24 protein-coding genes and 2 pseudogenes are annotated in these 16,599 nt (G+C 61.6%); 7 read left to right on the top strand and 19 right to left on the bottom strand.

The genetic code is table 11. The annotated features are described in order from the left end of the window. Positions 1-103 precede the first annotated feature (103 nt). On the bottom strand, positions 104-382 hold the full coding sequence (locus IPF85_RS24500) for a cbb3-type cytochrome c oxidase subunit I (protein WP_343410670.1): 279 nt from the start codon (positions 380-382) through the stop codon (positions 104-106). Between IPF85_RS24500 and IPF85_RS24495 the strand changes: the two genes are divergently transcribed. Then, entirely contained in the window at positions 369-635 is a 267-nt protein-coding gene (locus tag IPF85_RS24495) for a hypothetical protein (protein WP_343410669.1), read from the top strand. The two genes, IPF85_RS24500 and IPF85_RS24495, sit on opposite strands and share 14 nt — an antisense overlap. A gap of 192 nt (positions 636-827) precedes the next feature. Here the strand turns inward: IPF85_RS24495 and IPF85_RS24490 are convergent, their stop codons facing one another. Continuing rightward, on the bottom strand, positions 828-1,919 hold the full coding sequence (locus tag IPF85_RS24490) for a cytochrome c oxidase subunit II transmembrane domain-containing protein (protein WP_343410668.1): 1,092 nt from the start codon (positions 1,917-1,919) through the stop codon (positions 828-830). 39 nt (positions 1,920-1,958) lie between these two features. Then, positions 1,959-2,402 carry a hypothetical protein gene (locus IPF85_RS24485; RefSeq protein WP_343410667.1) on the bottom strand — a complete coding sequence of 148 codons (444 nt, stop codon included), beginning with the start codon at positions 2,400-2,402 and terminating at the stop codon, positions 1,959-1,961. A 309-nt stretch (positions 2,403-2,711) separates the two neighbouring features. On the opposite strand from IPF85_RS24485, the gene IPF85_RS24480 reads away from it, so the two are divergent. Continuing rightward, on the top strand, positions 2,712-3,302 hold the full coding sequence (locus tag IPF85_RS24480) for a cytochrome c oxidase subunit 3 (RefSeq protein ID WP_343410666.1): 591 nt from the start codon (positions 2,712-2,714) through the stop codon (positions 3,300-3,302). Between the two features lie 42 nt (positions 3,303-3,344). On the opposite strand, the gene IPF85_RS24475 is transcribed toward IPF85_RS24480, so the two are convergent. Beyond that, positions 3,345-3,518: a hypothetical protein gene (locus IPF85_RS24475; protein WP_343410665.1), complete on the bottom strand. Its 174-nt coding sequence runs from the start codon at positions 3,516-3,518 to the stop codon at positions 3,345-3,347. 291 nt (positions 3,519-3,809) lie between these two features. On the opposite strand from IPF85_RS24475, the gene IPF85_RS24470 reads away from it, so the two are divergent. The 5 genes from IPF85_RS24470 (at position 3,810) to IPF85_RS24450 (ending at position 6,868) form a co-directional block, all read left to right on the top strand. Next, positions 3,810-4,520, top strand: coding sequence for a DUF4058 family protein (locus IPF85_RS24470; RefSeq protein ID WP_343410664.1), 711 nt, complete (start codon positions 3,810-3,812; stop codon positions 4,518-4,520). A gap of 75 nt (positions 4,521-4,595) precedes the next feature. Then, positions 4,596-4,808: a hypothetical protein gene (locus tag IPF85_RS24465; protein ID WP_343410663.1), complete on the top strand. Its 213-nt coding sequence runs from the start codon at positions 4,596-4,598 to the stop codon at positions 4,806-4,808. 99 nt (positions 4,809-4,907) lie between these two features. Beyond that, on the top strand, positions 4,908-5,255 hold the full coding sequence (locus IPF85_RS24460; protein ID WP_343410662.1) for a hypothetical protein: 348 nt from the start codon (positions 4,908-4,910) through the stop codon (positions 5,253-5,255). A 65-nt stretch (positions 5,256-5,320) separates the two neighbouring features. Then, complete coding sequence (locus tag IPF85_RS24455) at positions 5,321-5,971, top strand: hypothetical protein (protein ID WP_343410661.1); 651 nt, start codon at positions 5,321-5,323, stop codon at positions 5,969-5,971. Positions 5,972-5,974: 3 nt separating this feature from the next. Next, on the top strand, positions 5,975-6,868 hold the full coding sequence (locus IPF85_RS24450; RefSeq protein WP_343410660.1) for a hypothetical protein: 894 nt from the start codon (positions 5,975-5,977) through the stop codon (positions 6,866-6,868). A gap of 342 nt (positions 6,869-7,210) precedes the next feature. On the opposite strand, the gene IPF85_RS24445 is transcribed toward IPF85_RS24450, so the two are convergent. The 15 genes and pseudogenes from IPF85_RS24445 to IPF85_RS24375 all read right to left on the bottom strand — a co-directional run. Continuing rightward, positions 7,211-7,927, bottom strand: coding sequence for a class I SAM-dependent methyltransferase (locus IPF85_RS24445; protein ID WP_343410659.1), 717 nt, complete (start codon positions 7,925-7,927; stop codon positions 7,211-7,213). A 21-nt stretch (positions 7,928-7,948) separates the two neighbouring features. Then, positions 7,949-8,683 carry a hypothetical protein gene (locus IPF85_RS24440; protein WP_343410658.1) on the bottom strand — a complete coding sequence of 245 codons (735 nt, stop codon included), beginning with the start codon at positions 8,681-8,683 and terminating at the stop codon, positions 7,949-7,951. After that, the gene (locus IPF85_RS24435; protein WP_343410657.1) at positions 8,673-9,515 is read right to left on the bottom strand and encodes an AAA-like domain-containing protein; all 843 of its coding nucleotides are present in this window, start codon (positions 9,513-9,515) and stop codon (positions 8,673-8,675) included. Before IPF85_RS24435 ends, IPF85_RS24440 begins: the two co-directional genes overlap by 11 nt. A gap of 16 nt (positions 9,516-9,531) precedes the next feature. After that, entirely contained in the window at positions 9,532-10,881 is a 1,350-nt protein-coding gene (locus IPF85_RS24430; RefSeq protein WP_343410656.1) for an ATP-dependent Clp protease ATP-binding subunit, read from the bottom strand. Positions 10,882-10,913: 32 nt separating this feature from the next. After that, positions 10,914-11,759 (bottom strand): hypothetical protein, encoded by an 846-nt coding sequence (locus IPF85_RS24425; protein ID WP_343410655.1) that lies wholly within the window; start codon positions 11,757-11,759, stop codon positions 10,914-10,916. A gap of 35 nt (positions 11,760-11,794) precedes the next feature. Further along, a complete protein-coding gene (locus IPF85_RS24420; protein WP_343410654.1) occupies positions 11,795-12,619 on the bottom strand; it encodes a cyanophycinase in 825 nt (274 codons plus the stop codon). Positions 12,620-12,636: 17 nt separating this feature from the next. After that, a complete protein-coding gene (locus IPF85_RS24415; protein WP_343410653.1) occupies positions 12,637-13,221 on the bottom strand; it encodes a hypothetical protein in 585 nt (194 codons plus the stop codon). Next, on the bottom strand, positions 13,218-13,487 hold the full coding sequence (locus tag IPF85_RS24410) for a hypothetical protein (RefSeq protein ID WP_343410652.1): 270 nt from the start codon (positions 13,485-13,487) through the stop codon (positions 13,218-13,220). The genes IPF85_RS24415 and IPF85_RS24410 overlap by 4 nt, the downstream gene beginning before the upstream one ends. 88 nt (positions 13,488-13,575) lie before the next feature. Further along, complete coding sequence (locus IPF85_RS24405; protein WP_343410651.1) at positions 13,576-14,397, bottom strand: MFS transporter; 822 nt, start codon at positions 14,395-14,397, stop codon at positions 13,576-13,578. Positions 14,398-14,408: 11 nt separating this feature from the next. After that, a pseudogene (locus tag IPF85_RS24400) lies at positions 14,409-14,777 on the bottom strand (MFS transporter); the annotation flags it as partial. Next, a complete protein-coding gene (locus tag IPF85_RS24395) occupies positions 14,767-15,141 on the bottom strand; it encodes a HEPN domain-containing protein (RefSeq protein WP_343410650.1) in 375 nt (124 codons plus the stop codon). The gene IPF85_RS24395 and the pseudogene IPF85_RS24400, both read right to left, overlap by 11 nt. Before the next feature lie 17 nt (positions 15,142-15,158). Further along, entirely contained in the window at positions 15,159-15,509 is a 351-nt protein-coding gene (locus tag IPF85_RS24390) for a nucleotidyltransferase domain-containing protein (RefSeq protein ID WP_343410649.1), read from the bottom strand. 232 nt (positions 15,510-15,741) lie between these two features. Further along, positions 15,742-16,050, bottom strand: coding sequence for a hypothetical protein (locus IPF85_RS24385; protein ID WP_343410648.1), 309 nt, complete (start codon positions 16,048-16,050; stop codon positions 15,742-15,744). 3 nt (positions 16,051-16,053) lie between these two features. After that, the gene (locus IPF85_RS24380; RefSeq protein WP_343410647.1) at positions 16,054-16,302 is read right to left on the bottom strand and encodes a nucleotidyltransferase domain-containing protein; all 249 of its coding nucleotides are present in this window, start codon (positions 16,300-16,302) and stop codon (positions 16,054-16,056) included. Further along, positions 16,292-16,599 (bottom strand): annotated as a pseudogene (locus IPF85_RS24375) (hypothetical protein); the annotation flags it as partial. The gene IPF85_RS24380 and the pseudogene IPF85_RS24375, both read right to left, overlap by 11 nt.

The raw sequence follows: 16,599 nt of genomic DNA, 5'->3' as shown, positions 1-16,599 counted from the left end.
CCCGCCAAAGATGGATGAAAGCCTGAGATGATGATGGAAATGGCCCAGATCGTCTGACCGTCACCCTCAAGAGGGAGAGCGGCGGATAGGCTGTCCAACCTGGCTACGGCGCGCCCACCAGGAAGGATGAGCAGAGCAGCAGGCCGCCGATGACGATCAGCCAGAAGCTGACCGCGTTGAGTTTGGGAAACGCCATGTCATTCGCGCCGATCTGCAGCGGGACGATGTAAGTTAGTAGGCCGGCCAGCACCGGGATCACCCAGAGGAAGATCATGATGGTGGCATGCATCGTGAACAGGCGATTGTATTCGGTGCCCGAGTAATACTGGCGCCTGGCCGCCAGTTCGGTGCGCACCAGGAGCGCCAGGATGCCGCCCAACAAGAAAGTCGAGAGGAGGGGGGGAAAAAAGAAACGTCACGGTGATGTACGGAATGCCGATGACTTTGTGATCGGTGTTGAAGGTAAAATAGTGCCACCATTTCCAGGCGCCGTGCATGACAAAGCCTTCATGGTGTTCGGCATGACCGGCGCCATGCCCACTGCTCGACAGCAGGTGCGTGCCATCTTGATGTTCTCTCTCGCTACTTCTGGCCGACAGGTAGGTGACCAGCGCTGTGAGTTCGGCCTCAGATAGAGACGTGCCGAAGGTTGGCAGCATGACGTTGGCCGGACATGCGCCCATTGGACACTGCGGCGCCAGGTACTACCCGGTTTGACGATGGATATCCGATGTATTCCGTAGCCGTCTGGCTGGCGACGCGGGTGGGCGCGATGACGCTGATTTGGTTTAGATCAGGCCCGATCCGCCCAGCGCCGCCGGCGTCGGTCAGTGTATGGCAGGTGGTGCAACCGGCCTTCTGGAAGACGCTGGGACCGTAGGCGATTGGGTCGTTGGTGTCAACCGTCTTGTTCTTCTGTTCTTGCACCCACGCCCGAAGTCCGCGGCCGAAACCACTTTGATCGTGCCGCGCATCTGCGCGGCCGGCGCCGCACAGTTCAGCGCAAACAATGGCATATTCACCGATTTTGGACGCTGTCGCCTGCGTATCGGTGACCCTGATCGGGCATGGCGTCGCGCTTGATACGGAAATCGGGCACCCAGAACGCGCGTGCAGCACATCCGTGGCTCGCAACCGGTACTGCACCGACGGCCAATCGGAACTACCAGCTCGTTCTGTACCGTGATGTCCTCCTCAGGATAGTAGAAAGTCCAGAAGAACTGCTGACCTGTCACCTCGACCACCATGTCGGTCTTGGCAAAGGCACGCTCCGCGACGAAGGTCTGGTAGCTGAGGAAGCTGATGATGATGACAATAATGGCCGGCACCGTGGTCCAGATAATTTCCAGCGTGTTGTTGCCGTGGATCGGCGGGCCATCCTCGTCATCGCCCGGCTTGCGGCGGAATTGGAGCGCGGCGTACACCAGGGCGGCTTGCACGAGAAGAAAGATGACCGTGGCGATGCCCATCATTAAATTGAAGAGGGAATCAACGCCAACGGCCTGTTCGGACGCCTGCACAGGCATGAAAAGATTGAGCGAGGTGACGACGACGCCGGCGCCTAGGAAGAGCAGCGAGGCCAGGACGACGAGCAGGCCCGAAAAGTTGGGGCGCAGGCGGGAGTAGACGATGCCGATGACGAGGCCAAAGACCATGTGCCCGGCAATGAAACCGGGCTTGGCCGCGAAGGCCATCCCAGGGGCCAACATGGGCAGGAGCAGGTCGGCCAGGAAGAAAATGACGAGGCCGTAGATGGCGCCTGCCGCCACCGGCGCGCCCAAGCGACGAGGCAAGCGCAGCACGCCGTGGTAGATCAGCGCAAACGCCATGCCGAGGAGGGCCGAAAGACCAAAATGAAACAGGGAACCGACCAGGGCGGTGGTGAAGTTGAACTGAGGGCCGACCACATCAGGGGCCAAGAATCGCGCTGGCGATCTGGTTGAGGGGCGCCCACACGCTCATGGCGCCGCTGCGGTCGAACAGGCCGACAAGCATCGCCAACAGGCCCATACCAGGCCGCCGCCGACACCTGCCAGCGCGCCTGCCATCAGGTCGCGCCGTGTGAAGGGCGGGGTGCGCATGTCGGAGGCATCCAGGGGCACTGCCACCGGCAACGGCGCTTCGTAGACCTCCACCAGGGTGATGGGCTGGCCGGTCGAATCGGTGACGTCGCGCCGATTCCAGCGGAAGACCGCCTCGTCGTATCCTTCTGCTGCCATGTTGCTGTCAACCTGGGCCGGCGTAGGCAAGGCGCCCACCATGCGACCCACGATGCGCACCGCGTCCAAATTCAACTGCGGATAGAGGCTGCTCAGGACTTGGCGGGACCACTGATCCGGCAGGATTGGGGTTGGGCGGGCAAAATAGAGATAGGCTGCGCGCAATCGGTAGTTCGTGCTCATTGAACTGCTGCTCCCAAAAATGTGAGGTTATTCACGCAAGATGATTCCACGGGTCACGCGAACGGTACGTTTCGATGGTCGTCGTTTCACGTCACTTGACGTCATTGGTACGGGCGGCACATGCTAACATACGTGACGCACCTTGTCAAAAAGAATCATAAGTGCGAATAGTAACAATCTGTACTCGATTGTTTGACAAATGGAGTCAGTATAGATATGATTGGCCCCATCTTATGGTTGAGATGATCGTTGATCCTGTTTCTGTGCCCAAAACGTGACCGAACCTGAGTAGATCAAGGAGTGAAGCGCATGGCCCAAGCCTCGACCGCGCCCGCCCAGGCGTCTGCGGAACGCCTAATGCCGGTAAATACCCCTAAGCTGGGGATGTGGATCTTTTTGGCATCCGAAGTGATGTTCTTCAGCGCGCTCATCGCCGCGTTCATGATGTTCCGGCTACGCGGCCCGGCCGATGCCAATCAGATCCTGAACATCCCGTTGACGGCCTTCAACACCTTTGTGCTGTTGACCAGCAGCATGACGGTGGTGTTAGCCCTGGCCGCGGCCCAACGCAACGATCAGGCGAAATTGCGCCTCTGGTTGTTCGCCTCGCTGCTCTGCGGCGGCACGTTCCTGGGGGTGCAGGTCATCGAGTATTTCAAGCTCTTCGAAGAAGGGCTGACCATCAGCAGCAGCATGTTTGGCACTATTTTCTTCACGCTGACCGGTTTTCACGGCCTGCATGTGTTCATTGGGCTGTTGTGGCTGGTGGGGATTATCGTGCAGGCGTTGCGCGGCCGTTTCAACGCGGATTACAGTATGAGCCTGGAAATCTTCGGCCTCTACTGGCATTTCGTGGACATTGTGTGGATCATCCTGTTCGTCATCGTCTACCTGATCTGAGGCAAGGGGGCAATCAAGACTATGAGTGAGAATACATCGCTTCTACCGACCGTGGCCCATGAGGCCCATGCCCAGCCCAACTATGTGGCTGTTTACATTGCCCTGGCTGTCCTGACCTTCATGGAACTTGGGGTCACGTTCCTGCCCATCCCCAAAGGGGGGCCAGGTGATGATCCTGCTGGCCTTTGCATTTTCCAAGCTGGTCCTGGTGGTCATGTACTACATGCACCTGAAATTCGACACGCATCTATGCGATCATCTTTACCGTACCCGTCTTCTTTGCGCTCCTCATCCTGGGCGGCCTGCTCATGTAGTGAACGGCAGTTCGGCTTCATTGACTCATTGACTCATTTCATTTCTGAAGGCATGTTACAATCTGATTGTGGGAGTTCACACCGTTGAACTCCCATCAGGCCGCTGGCGCTTCGTTCAGGAGGGACCTGGACGCCGGCCAGGCCAGGAGTTTTCGGGCATCTGTCCTGTGAAATTTTTGCCGGGAGAGCCGACATGCCGCTTCGTGATCACTTCCATCCACCGTTGAGCGTTCAGCGCCACTGGCATGGGTTTCATAACGCATGGGCGACGTTCATCGCGACCGATCTCAATAAGCGCCTTCCGCCTGGCTACTTTGCTGAACCCAACGTGCAGTTTGGCATCGAGATTAATGTCGCCGCCTTCCAGGAGCCGCTCCTTGACGCCCATCCACCTGGCCCCGTTGCAGAATGGACGGCGCCGGCGCCGCCCCTCTCGGCGCCTTTCGTGCTGACTTCCGACATTGTGGAGGTGGAAATCTTCAGCAGCGCAGGCGGACCAATCCTGGCCGCGGCCATCGAACTGGCCAGCCCGGCCCACAAGGACCGCCCGGCCCATCGCGCTGCGTTCGTGGCGAAATGCGAAACCTACTTGCGCCAGGGCATCAGCCTGATCGTCGTTGACATTGTCGGCGGGCGCAATGTCAATCTACACAATGACCTCCTACGCAAATTGACACCGCCCGTGTCGCCGCTGGCAGCGGACCGATACGCAGCGGCGTATCGAGCATGGCGGAAGCAAGACACACCTCAACTTGACATCTGGCCGGAAGCCCTGACTCTGGGACGCTCCCTGCCGACCCTGCCGCTCTGGCTGCAGAACCAGATCAGCGTGCCCGTTGATCTGAATTTGACCTATGAGCAGACCTGCGCCAGCCAGAGAATCCGGGGCAACGGCGCCGGTTGATGCGCGGCCTTCTTTACAAGGGAACCAGGTATGCCGGGCCTATCAAAGCAAGAGAATCCAGAGACCCCTGACACAATGCTTACACCCACAGAACGGGTGCGTGGTATGATGGTGCGTTTGCGAGAAATGGAAAATGCCCGATCGCCTGACTCTGATTCGACCCTGCCCGAGCCTGATCGCGCGTTGATTGCCGAGAGTTTGGCGCAGGGCCTGGAAGGGCTTGACCTGCTTCTGTGGGGATATGAGCGCAATTTCGACCCTACGCTGCTGGCTGAGAACCTGAAGTGAGCCGCAAGGTGCGGGATCATCGCTTTTAAGAGCTTCGCCGCGGGTACGTTCGACGCAACTCTGGCGTACATCTTGCGTATTGGTAGCGGGTGAGAAAAGATGGATTTGATTGATTGGGTGGGCGTGGCCAAGAACGCGCTCTGGATCCTGGGCCTGGCTGTCATGCTGGCCGCGTTCAGTTACGCCGATTGGTGGGCCGCAACCAACCATGCCCGCCTGCGCACGGTCCTGGGCGCTCCGATCTTCCAAACCCCGTTCAACCTGGGCCTGACCCTGTTTACCGCCGGCCTGGCCAGCACCAGCCGCACCTGGTGGGAGATTGGCGCCTGGATCGTGCTGTGTCTCCTTTTTGCCTGGCAGACCATCGCTTCCTGGCGCAGCCGTGCGCCGGCCGCAGCGCCGCCAGCCATGCCCCCTGAGCGCCCCGCAGATTCCCCGGACGCCTGAAGCCTGTGTGACTGACCCGTGGTTTTTTTTCCCAATTCGTGCCCTTGTGAGGAAGGAGTTTGACTGTGAGTAATCAACGTACTAATTTTGCCCTGGGAGCGATCCTGCTGCTGGCGGGTCTTTTCCTGCTGCTCGTCAATTTCGACATCCTGGGCGACCTGAGTGGAACGGTGTGGGGACTGGTGTTCGTGGCCGGCGGCCTGGCGTTCGTTGCGCTCTACCTGGGCAATCGGCAGCAGTGGTGGCCGATCATCCCAGGGCTGACCCTGGTCGGCGTCGGCCTGCTTATTTTGCTCAGCACAACAGGCGTGGACGAGAATTGGCTGCCGTCCATCCTCTTCCTGTCCATCGGTGCTGCGTTCCTGGTGGTGTACGCCACCCAACCGGCCTCGAACTGGTGGGCCATCATCCCGGCCGGTGTCATGGGCAGCCTGGCGATGGTCGTGATATCAGGCGAACTCGGCGGCGCGGTCATGATGCTGGGCCTGGCCGCCACCTTCGGCCTGGTCTACCTGCAGGGCGCGCTGCGCAGCCTGCATCCGCAGTTCTGGTGGGCGCTGATTCCGGCCGGTGTGCTGGGGGTCATCGGCCTGTTCCTCCTGGCTGGCGAGGTGGAACAACTGGCATGGGTGGGCCGCCTGTGGCCGGTGGTGCTCATCCTGATCGGCGTTGGCGTCCTCTTGCGCGGTGGTTTCCAGCCGCGCGCCGAGCGTTGAGCCATGACCAACACGAATGTGAGCGCACGCAAGCGCAATACGATTCTGTGGGGCGGCGCCCTGCTGCTGGTTGGCGTCTTCCTGCTCCTGGTCAATCAGCACGCACTCGATCCCTACGCGCCGACCTGGCAGTACGTCGTGGCCGCTCTCTGTGGACTGGGCGGAATCGCCTTTTTGATCCTGTTCGTGCGTGATGTCGTGCATTGGTGGCCGATCATCCCTGCCTTCACCCTGCTGACGGTCGGTGTCATCATCTTTCTGACCACACAGACGGCCGCGGTGGTGGGTGAGGTGCTCGGTTCGATCCTGTTTTTTGGCATCGCGCTCGCGTTTGCCGTGATTTTCCTGCTCGACCGCAACCGCTGGTGGGCGATCATTCCCATGGGGGTGCTGCTGTTGGTCAGCGCCACCACCGCGCTGAGCACTTTCCAGGTCAGCTCCGACGTGCTGAGCGCCACCCTGTTCATCGGCATGGGCTTCGTCTTTCTCCTGGTCTACCTGCTTGGCCCGCACAAGCGCGAGGTGTGGTGGGCGCTGGTGCCGGCCACGGCCCTGGTGGCCTTTGGCCTGTTCACCTTCGTCTTCAGCAAAGCGACTGGCGACCTGCAACTGACGGTGGTCAGCTGGTGGCCCGCGCTGCTGGTGTTGCTCGGTGTCTTCCTGCTTGTGCGCGGCGTTGCCATGTTGGGCGGGCGCACCCTGCCAGCGGCCGATCTCACCTTGCCGCCGCTGCCGGCGCCCGGGGAATTGCCCGCCGCGCCCAGCACAGCCGTCATCCATCCGCAGGACAACACCGCCGCCAGTGTGACGCCATCCGCGCCGCCGTCGCCGCCGGCCGCGCCGCCGCTGCTTGAGCCTGAACCGGCCGCGCCGGCGGATGCAGAGACACCGTCCTGAAAGAGGATGGGGGCCTCACCTCACCCCCCGGCCCCCTCTCCTCTCCGCACGGCGGAGAGGAGAGGGGGGGAGAGCTTGAAAGAGAGCGGGGCCTCACCTCACCCCCCGGCCCCCTCTCCTCTCCGCACGGCGGAGAGGAGAGGGGGGGAAGAGGTCGTTCTTTTAGAAAGCCTTTGCGTCCCTGCGTCCTGGCGCCTTTGCGTTGAAATCCGTTCCCGCCGCGCTCAATCCACTGCCATGGACAGCCTTTGCGTCCCTGCGCCCTGGCGTCCCTGCGTTGAAATCCGTTCCCCGCTCAATCCACTCCTGCTTGCGCGATCAGCATCGAGACGCGGCTGGCTGTCAGTTCGTGCGTGTCGCCAGGCGGCCGTGAAACCGAGGTCGGTCAGCCGGGCCGGGCATCGCCAACATCATGCGCTGGGCGGCCGGATCGGGCGAGAGCAGGGCCTGCAGCAGACGCGCCAGCAGGTTGGGCCGGAAGACCTCCCCGCCGTCCACCCAGATAACGCATCCGCCTGGCGCCAGCACGCGGCGAAACTCCTGCCAGGTGCGCAGATCGAACACGAACGCTGTGGGAAAGGTGAGGATGATGCCGTCAACGCTGCTCGCGGGCAGTGGGATGGCCTGCGCCAGCCCCTGCACCGGAATGACGGGTGCGCCCTGGGCCGAGCGCATCTCGCTGTTGCTGCTCAGACCATGCCGGTGGACATGGTCATCGGCGCCGAGATTGATGGTTGCCCGCTCTGCCGCCAACCCACCCTGACGCAAACGCCTGACGGCCACATCCAGCATGGGGGCCGAACGATCGAGGCCGACAACCAGGCTGCCCTCAGCGGCCAGCTCGGCCAGCAGCGCGCCTGTGCCGCAGCCCACTTCGAGGATGGCCGGCCTGACGCCCGTCGCGGTCGCTTGACCGGCCAGCATCACCACGGCCTGCCGGCGCCAGGTGTGCCATTCGCCGTTGGAAAAGAGCCACGCCGCCGCTTCGTACAGCGGCGTCAGCAGCCCGTAGGCCAACCATGACGCCAGGATAAACAAGCTTCGCCGGAGCCAGGTCATCCTGGCGTCGCCCTTCGGTCTCTACCCAAGCCGCACCAGATAAACATGGATCGTCACACCCTCATCCTCGCGGACAAACTCCAACTCCCCTTCCGGTAAGCGTCCGTAAATCGCCGGCCGGGCGTGGAAGACCACCAGGTAGCCGGTAGTTTGCCCCTCGCTGCGCAAATAGCTCTGCACCTGCGTCACGCTGGCGTCGAATGCGGCCGGCCCGCGCCAGAGCTTGGTCTCGATGACATAGCGCTGTCCGTTGAACACGACGATCACATCGAGCCGTCCGGCGCCCGACGGCACTTCAGCGAAGACTTCGCCGCCCACCTGCCGCACCAGCAGGTCCAGGTAGGCTGTGAGCAAATACTGCCCTGTGGCCTCCTGCGGCGTCTCGCTGATCTTGAACGCGGCGCGCCCGCGCCGCTCGACGAACGCGCGGAAGCGTGACAGAATCACATCCATCTGCAGGCGTCCGTCCACCACGTGCGGCCGGAAATCATAACCATTGGCAACCGCCGCGCCTTGAAGGCCAGCCTCGATGGGACGGAAGGCGGCAAATAGAACCACCTGGTAGATGGGGTTGGCAATGCGACAAGCGCCGTCTGGCCGCGCCTCGATCACGCCCTGCTCGTGCAGTTCCCGCACTACCGGGTTGTTCAGGTTGAATTCGTAATCCACGCCGGCCATGATGCGCAAAACCGTGGCCTTGTGTGGGTTGGCGTGGCGAACGATCGTCTCGAAGTTGTAGTTGCTTTCAGTGGTCATCCGCCGGAACGCCTGCTCCCAGATCAGCGCCAGAGATCGGCTGCGCCCGATTCAGTGCAACCTGCTCGGTCAGGATGTCTGCCAGGCGGTTCACCAGGAACGGATGCCCGGCGGTCTGACGGTAGATTTCGGCGCTGACGCCTGGCGCAAACACCTGCCCGCTGTCTGCCGCGTACTGAGCCAGCAAAGCATCTACTTCATCTTCCGAAAACCCCGGCAAGTTGAGTTGGCGGGCGATATTGAAGGGCGAACTCTGGCCCAGGTTCAAGGCCGCGATGTTGCGTAGGCCGACCAGGACCGCGCTGTGCAGGCTGCGCGGCGGTTCGGCTTCCAGGTACAGCTTGCGCAGAGTTTGCAGCAAGGACGAAATGGCGCGCGGTGGTGTACCGTCGAACTCGTCAATGATCAGAACCAGCCTGACTTCCGGGACCAGTTTGTGGAAACGTTTCAGAAAAGCACGCAAACCCCCATAACGATCGAACCGGCTCTGTGTCGCCAGCTCTTGAACGGCGCCGCGCTGCGCGTGCGCGCCTGCCGCCAGGTATTCGATGATCTTCTCCCCGATTTCGGCGCCAATGTCCAGCAAGAAGTCGGGCGTTTCCCAGTCGGCGTAATCCTGGAAATTGAGTACAACGATGAGATAATTCGACTGCGCCTGCAGGCGCTCGGTCAACTGCCGCAGCAGGGTGGTCTTGCCCATCTGGCGCGGCGCAAAGACCGTGAAGTAGCTGCCGGCGCTCACCTGCTCGGTCAGCATGTCCAGCAGCTCGCGCCGCGGCACGATGTAGTGCTCTTTTTCGTTGACCGGGCCGTAGGTGTTGAAGTAGCGCATGATCGTTTTCCTCTGCTCACGCGCCTGGCGTGAGCACCAATCCCGTCGCTCCTGGATCAAGCCGCAGCACGGCGCCCGGCGGCGGCTCCTGCACCAGCAGGTAATCGGCCAACGGCTCGCGCACGAACTTGCGGATGATGCGACGCAAGGGGCGGGCGCCCCATTCGGGATGATCGTTCTGCGCCAGCAACCAGGTGATGGCGTCTGCGGTTATTTCCAGGCTCAGGCTGCGCTCGGCCAGCAGCTTGTTCTCTTTCTTGATCATCAGCAGCAGGATCTTGCGCAGCTCCTCCTGCGTCAGCGGCAGGAACATGATGATCTCATCCAGGCGGTTGAGGAACTCCGGCCGGAAGAATTGCTTGACCTTGAGCATGACCAGCTCGCGCGTTTCTTCGCTGAGAATAGTCTGCTCCAGGAATTCGGCGCCCAGGTTGCTGGTCATGATGATGACCGCCTCGGAGAATGTCGCCAGGCGCCCCTGGCCGTCGGTCAGGCGTCCCTCCTCCATCACCTGCAGCAGCACGTCGAGCACACGCGGATGCGCCTTCTCCACTTCGTCGAACAGCACCACGGTGTAGGGGCGCTGGCGCACGCGGTCGGTCAACTGGCCGCCGCTTTCGTAGCCGACATAGCCGGGCGGCGCGCCGATCAAGCGGTTGACGGTGTGTTCCTGTTGGTATTCGCTCATGTCCAGCACGACCATCGCATCGTCGGTGTCGAACAGGAACTCGGCCAGGGCCTTGGCCAGCTCGGTCTTGCCAACGCCGGTGGGGCCAAGAAAGAGGAACGAGCCGATGGGGCGGCTGGGGTCTTTGAGACCCACGCGCGCGGTCTTGACCGCGCGGCTCAGCGCCAGCACCGCTTCTTCCTGGCCGATGATGCGCTGGTGCAGGAACTCCACCATGTTGGCAAAGCGCGCCCGGTCATCTGCGCCCAGTTTTGCCACCGGCACGCCGCTCATCAGGCTGGCCGCGACCAGGATATCTTCTTCATCCAGGGTGTTGTCCTGCGCAGCGCCGGGCGTCTGCCCCGCGGTCTGCGTGGGGTGAAAGGCGACGTGCGGCTGATTGCCCATGCGCACCACGGCCGCGGCCCGGTGCAGCAACTGCACGGCCGCGGTGGGCAGCGGGTTTTGCCCAAGATAGCGCTTGGCCACGGAGGCGGCGCGCGCCAGGGCCTTCGGGTTGATGATGATGCCATACTCCCGCTCGATCGCGGCCTGATGCAGGCCCAGAATCGTGGTGGTATCGGCCAGGTTGGTCTCAGACACGCGCAGGACATGGCTGCGCTCGGTAATCAGGCTGTCATTGGCGATGGCCGCTGTAGCCCGCGTCGGTCGCTGTGGCGATGACCACCGCGCTGCCATCCAGGAAAGCGCGGCGTACCGCGGTCGTCGCCTCAGGGGAACTCGGCATCGAGGAATTGCCCAGGAAGCGCTGGGCGCCTGGCAAGAAAAGGATGCCGCCGTTGGCCTGTTTGGCCGCGGCCTGCACCGCTTTGCCGGCATCGTCGAGCAGCGCCGTCTCCGCAATGGTGATGACCGACTTCCAGATCGGGCGGCCCCTTGCCCTCGGCGATGAGCAGGGCCAGGCTGCGCACCAGTGAGCGCTTGCCGACTCCGGCCGGCCCCACCAGGATCACATGGCGATTTTCTGCCAGCGCCAGCAGGCTCAACAGGTCGCGCAGCAGGTCCCCGCGGTGAAAGACAGGCGCCAGCTCGCCCGCTTTGGCCTGCGCCACCCAGTCCGGGCTGGTCACGCGGCGGGCCACGGCCGCATCGGCCAGCAGGTTGGTCATGGCCGCAGGGGTGATGCCATAGCGTTGCAGCATGGCCGCGGTGGAGACGCCCCTCTGGCTCATGGCCGCCAGCGCGTGCGCGGTGCCGACGTAGATTTCCCCGGCCGCCTGGGCAATGGCGTGCCCTTCGTCCAGGACAACGATCATTTCATCGGAAAGGGCGACCGGACGCCCGTCATCGCCCTGAAAGTCGAGGCTGGCGTTGCGCCCATCGCGCATCTCGGCCATCGTCTGCGCGGTGCGCGCCATCTCATCCAACTTGAAGCCGCGCTCCGCGGCCAGTCTTTGCAGCACACGGTTGGCATCGAGGTCCGGGCTGGTGACGAACAGGTAGAGCAGGATTTCCGGCGTCAGCACCGTTTTGTTGAAGCGCTGCCGCAGCGGCCGCGTCGCGTTCAGCGCCTTGCTCATCTCTGGCGCGAGGATGGTCGGATTCAGTGTTCCCATGGGTCGTTCCTGGTTATCGAACGGTGATGAATGATCTACGGCATCAGCGGGCGGCGCTTGTCAATGTCGAAACCGTAGCCGTCCACCAGCACATGCATGGTGACGCCCAGCATGGCGACCGGTTTGATCTCGTCCATCTTATGAATGTCGGTGTATTCCAGTGAATTGCAGTCCACGATCACCACGCTGTGCTGGCGGATGACGCGCAGGCGATTATCTGGCTCGATGATAGTGGCGGTCTCCTCGTCAATGGCGACGCCGAGCAGAAAGGGGTTATGCGCGGCCGCGGCCATCAGGCGGCCGGTGCGCAGGCGCTGGCTGAAGTGTTGATCAATGATCAGGCGGTTGGTCAGCCCCAGGCCGGGCGCAAAGTTGACCATGCGCTGGATCGGCGTGCTGCCCTGCTGGCCGAAGGCGATCATGTGTTCGCACAGCACGGCCGCGCCTGCGCTGGTGCCGCCAATCAAGACGCCGGCGGCGTTGGCGCGGCGGATGGCTTGCGCCAGCGGGGTGCCGCCCAACAGGGCCGAGAAGCGCAACTGGTTGCCGCCGACCAGGAAGATGCCGGTTGCGGCCTGCAGCGGCGCCAGGTGCGCCGGTTCGATCGCGTCCTGGCGATTGAACACCGGTAAGATCTCAACGGTCGCCTCGCCAAACGACTGGAAAATATCCAGGTGCATTTGGCCGGCGCCCTGCCGGTCTTCGGACGCGGTGGGAATGACCACCAGGCGGGCGTCATCGCCCCCGGCCAGGGTGTAGAAATGGCGCAAGATGCGGCGCGCGCCGGCTCTATCTTCGGCGCCGCCGATAGCCATCAATAGCCCGCGCTGGCTACCGGCCGGAATAGGTGCAGGTGACATGATCTCCAATCTCTCTCTTAGAACGAACTACGCGCCGGTTCGGCCAGGATGTTCTCTTCCTCGTGCAGGCCGCGCTGGTCAATGTTGTAGTAGTGATCGTGCGGCAGCTGCTGGAACTCGATGCCTTCGATGGCGACGGACTGGCCGAAGGGGACTTCGTACAGGTTGGTGTGCGTGATGCCGCTGCCGTTGGCGAGGGCGGCGGCGACTGCGCCTACGCCTTCGAGGAGATTGCCGGGGTGCAGTACAACCGCCGCGTTGGCGTGAATGCCGACGCCCAGCAGGAAGGGGTTGGCGGCAACCGCCACGCACAGCGGGCCGTACCAGGCCTCGCGCGTGTAGTCGGCCACGAAGATGACGCGATTGGTCAGCCCCAGGCCAGGCGCAAAGCGCACGATGCCACGTTCCGGCAGCGACCGCTTCTCGGCATGGGCGATCATGTGCTCGGCCAGGAAGGCGCCGGCATGGCCGCTGCCGGCCACCACCTTGCCGCGCGCATGGCCGCGACGGATGGCCTGCGCCACCGGGGTGCCGCCCAACACCGTGGAGAGGCGCAGCGGGTTGCCATCGGTGAAGAAGTAGGCGGTGGCGTGTTGAATCACCGCCTGCGCGTCCGCGCTGCGGGCATCCAGCCGGGTGCGGATGGGCAGCAGTTCAACCCAGTTGACCCCCGCGCAAAGAGGGCGCGCACCTGCTCGGCCGCGCCAAAATCCCGGCTGGCCGTGGGAATGATGGCGATGCGGGCGCCGAAGCTGCCGGCCAATTGCCAGAAATACTGCAGGATGGTACTGATGTCGTTGAACGACTCATGGCCGCCGGTCGCGACGAGGGCGCCTCGAGTAAAGCCGGCCGGTACTGGTGCTGGCATACGGTGGGTGAAACCTCACTGCTTGGAATGGCAGCTATTGTACACGCTTTCACCCACCGCGGCAAGATGGCTGAGGGTAGAAAAAACGCTAATCGCGCACAGGCGCCGCCACCCGGATGCGGCTCATCATCACCAGGGCCAGCAGCATGAAGACCGCGGCAAAGAGCCAGATGACGCTGTACGAGGTGAGGTCAATCAACCCGCCGGCAATGATCGGCCCGGCGATGGCAGCCAGCGATGAGGCGAAGTAGTACAGCCCGGTCAACGCGCCGATGGCATGGTTGCCGCCCACGTCGTAGACCAGCGGCAGGGAGTTGATGTTGACCAGCGCCCAGAAACCGCCCATCAGCGCCAGGAGCACGAGCAGGATCGTGGGGTTGGTCAGCATCAGGACCAGGATCAGCCCGACCATCATGCCGAAGAGGCCGATCATGATGGTCGTTTTGCGGCCGATGCGGTTGGCAATCAGACCGCTGGGGATGGCAAACAGGATGAGCATGGCCGCAAACGCGGTGAGCATCTGCGTGCCGGTGCCCACCGCAATGCCGAGCACTTCGCGCACGTAGAGCGTGAAGAAGGCCTCGACCGCGTTCCAGGCCATGAACCAGCAGAAAATGGCGAGCAGCATGAACAGGCCGTTCGGATTCTCCCCGCTCGTCACTTCACGCAGGCTGTCCCAGACGCCGGGCGCAGCTTCATGGGATGCGTCAATTGCGGGCGCTTCCGGCTCACGCACGAAGGCCAGCACCACAGCGACCGCAATCAGGAGCAGCAGCGCGCCGACGATGAACGGCAGCGGCACGCCCATCTTGAACAGGGCGCCGCCGCCGAAGAGGGCGATCGCGCCGCCAACCCCGCCCATGAGATTGATGACGCCATTGGCCTTACTGCGCTGCTCGGATGGATACAAATCGCCCAGGTAAGCGACGTGGGCGAGCGGAAGAGCGCCATGCCGATGTTGGTGCCCAGGATGGCGAGGGCGAGGAGCACGAAGTTGGTGCGCACGAAAGGCACCAGGATGAAGAAACCGGCGGCCAGCGGCGCGCCGGCCATCAACCACGGCTTGCGCCGGCCCCAGCGACTGCGCGTGCGGTCGCTGCGCGCGCCTACCCAGGGCTGGAGGAACATGTTGATCAGGTTGTCCCAGGTGAGGATGAAACCGACGACCAGGGCCGAAAGGCCCAAGTCCTCCAGGAACGGCGGGATCAGGCTGTTGAACAGCGGCCAGACCACGCTGATGCCCAGAAAGCCAAAACCGAGAACGAACGTCTTTTTCCAGTCAAACTTCATGCGTGCCTCCCTCGATGAGATACGATTGCGCCAACTTCAGAAATCGTTCAGCAAACCCCATGAGTCTGTCAGCGTGGGGTTGCTCAATCACTGACACCGCTTGATAGTCACCTAACTGTCGTTTGTCAAAACCTTCGCGTAGCCAGTTGTGCATTTCTGGTGGCAACTCTTTGGTTTTGGCAAAATGCTGTCCAAAAGCACCGATTACCCCAGCATGGCTTGAAAAGGTCAATCCTTTTCTTAGCAACAGCGCTTCTGCGCAAAAAAACATGGCATAATAAAGTCGCGAAACAGCCGAATCATAATCGTCGTTTTCGATAAGTAGAACGGCTGATGCGATGAACCGCGCGGCTTTTTCGAGCAAGGCCTTTTCCTGGAAAGTCACAACGGTACCCCTTCGCGACGAATGTTTAAGAATAGCGGGCTACGTTGTTGTTCGAACCAGACCAGCGAAACAGGAAATGTTGAGATGAGAAGATCGTGGCGCAGGCAAATATCGGAAACGGTTGAATTGAGGCGCTCGATCTCAGTGGCGGGATTGACATCGTCATTCAGCACCACCATCAGGTCAACGTCCGAGGCAGCAGTCGCTGCTCCGCGCGCGTATGAACCATACAGGACCAGTTGGTTGAATCGCACGCCATACAGGTCAATCAAGGCCTGCTTTACTTCCTGGAGCGCAGCGGTGGTCGCTTTTGACATTCTGAGTGACTTGCGGTTTTTTCTTGTCACAATTCACACTCCCTGGAGCACGTCTTCTCGTGTCCAATTGTAACGGCTACAGCCAGTTTTGTGAAATCGGAGAAGGGCAATTCGTGAAAATTAGTAACTGCTCAGCCAGGCAGTGAGAATGGTCTCGATAGCGCCCGGAGTGCCCCCCTGCCCCCCAATCCTGGGGGAGCCGAATGCTTTTCCCCCCAGGATTGGGGGGCAGGGGGGCCGCCTGAGCAGTTACGAAAAAACGCTAATCGCGCACAGGCGCCGCCACCCGAATGCGGCTCATCATCACCAGGGCCAGCACCATGAAGACCGCGGCAAACAGCCAGATGACGCTGTACGAGGTGAGGTCAATCACCCCGCCGGCAATGATCGGCCCGGCGATGGCGGCCAGCGATGAGGCGAAGTAGTAGAGCCCGGTCAACGCGCCGATGGCGTGATTGCCGCCCACGTCGTAGACCAGCGGCAGGGAGTTGATGTTGAACAGCGGCCAGACCACGCTGATGCCCAGAAAGCCAAAACCGAGAACGAACGTCTTTTTCCAGTCAAACTTCATGATTCAGGGGCGCGCTACACCCCATCGAACGACTCGTATAGCAGTTTCCAAGATCTCTTTGACCAGTGGGTTGCTTGGCGTGAAATCTTTCGGATTGAAGGGCAAAACCTCCAAATCCGTGCTGATCGAAATGGTGATCTTCCGAATTTTGTTCTTGTCTGCAAAACGAATGCCCTCGAATTCGCCAGATACCAATGCCAAATCAATGTCACTCCACTGATTCGCCTGGCCGCTGGCATAGCTACCAAACAAGATTGCGTCCTGAATCTGAAATCCATGGGTCTCTTAGCGAAGCCAGATATTGTGCGATGATTCGTCGAACGTGATTTGGGATCTCAGCCATGAGACAAACTCCTTGATTCTGATGAAAATAGCTCTCTGCGAACTTCCTGGTGCAGAACTTGTAAAACTCGCTGCGGTATTCGGGGTATCTCACTTCCAGGTTGAAGTCGTTGACTTCATCCAAAAAGAGCTGTTGGTCTAAGGTGGATTTGCATGGGTGACATGCAATTGTAATGGCTATCGTCAATTCGTGAAAATTCGTGGCAG

The sequence above is a fragment of the Candidatus Amarolinea dominans genome, assembly GCF_016704685.1.
Taxonomy (GTDB): domain Bacteria; phylum Chloroflexota; class Anaerolineae; order SSC4; family Amarolineaceae; genus Amarolinea; species Amarolinea dominans.
This window is presented reverse-complemented; position numbering and strand designations above follow the sequence as displayed.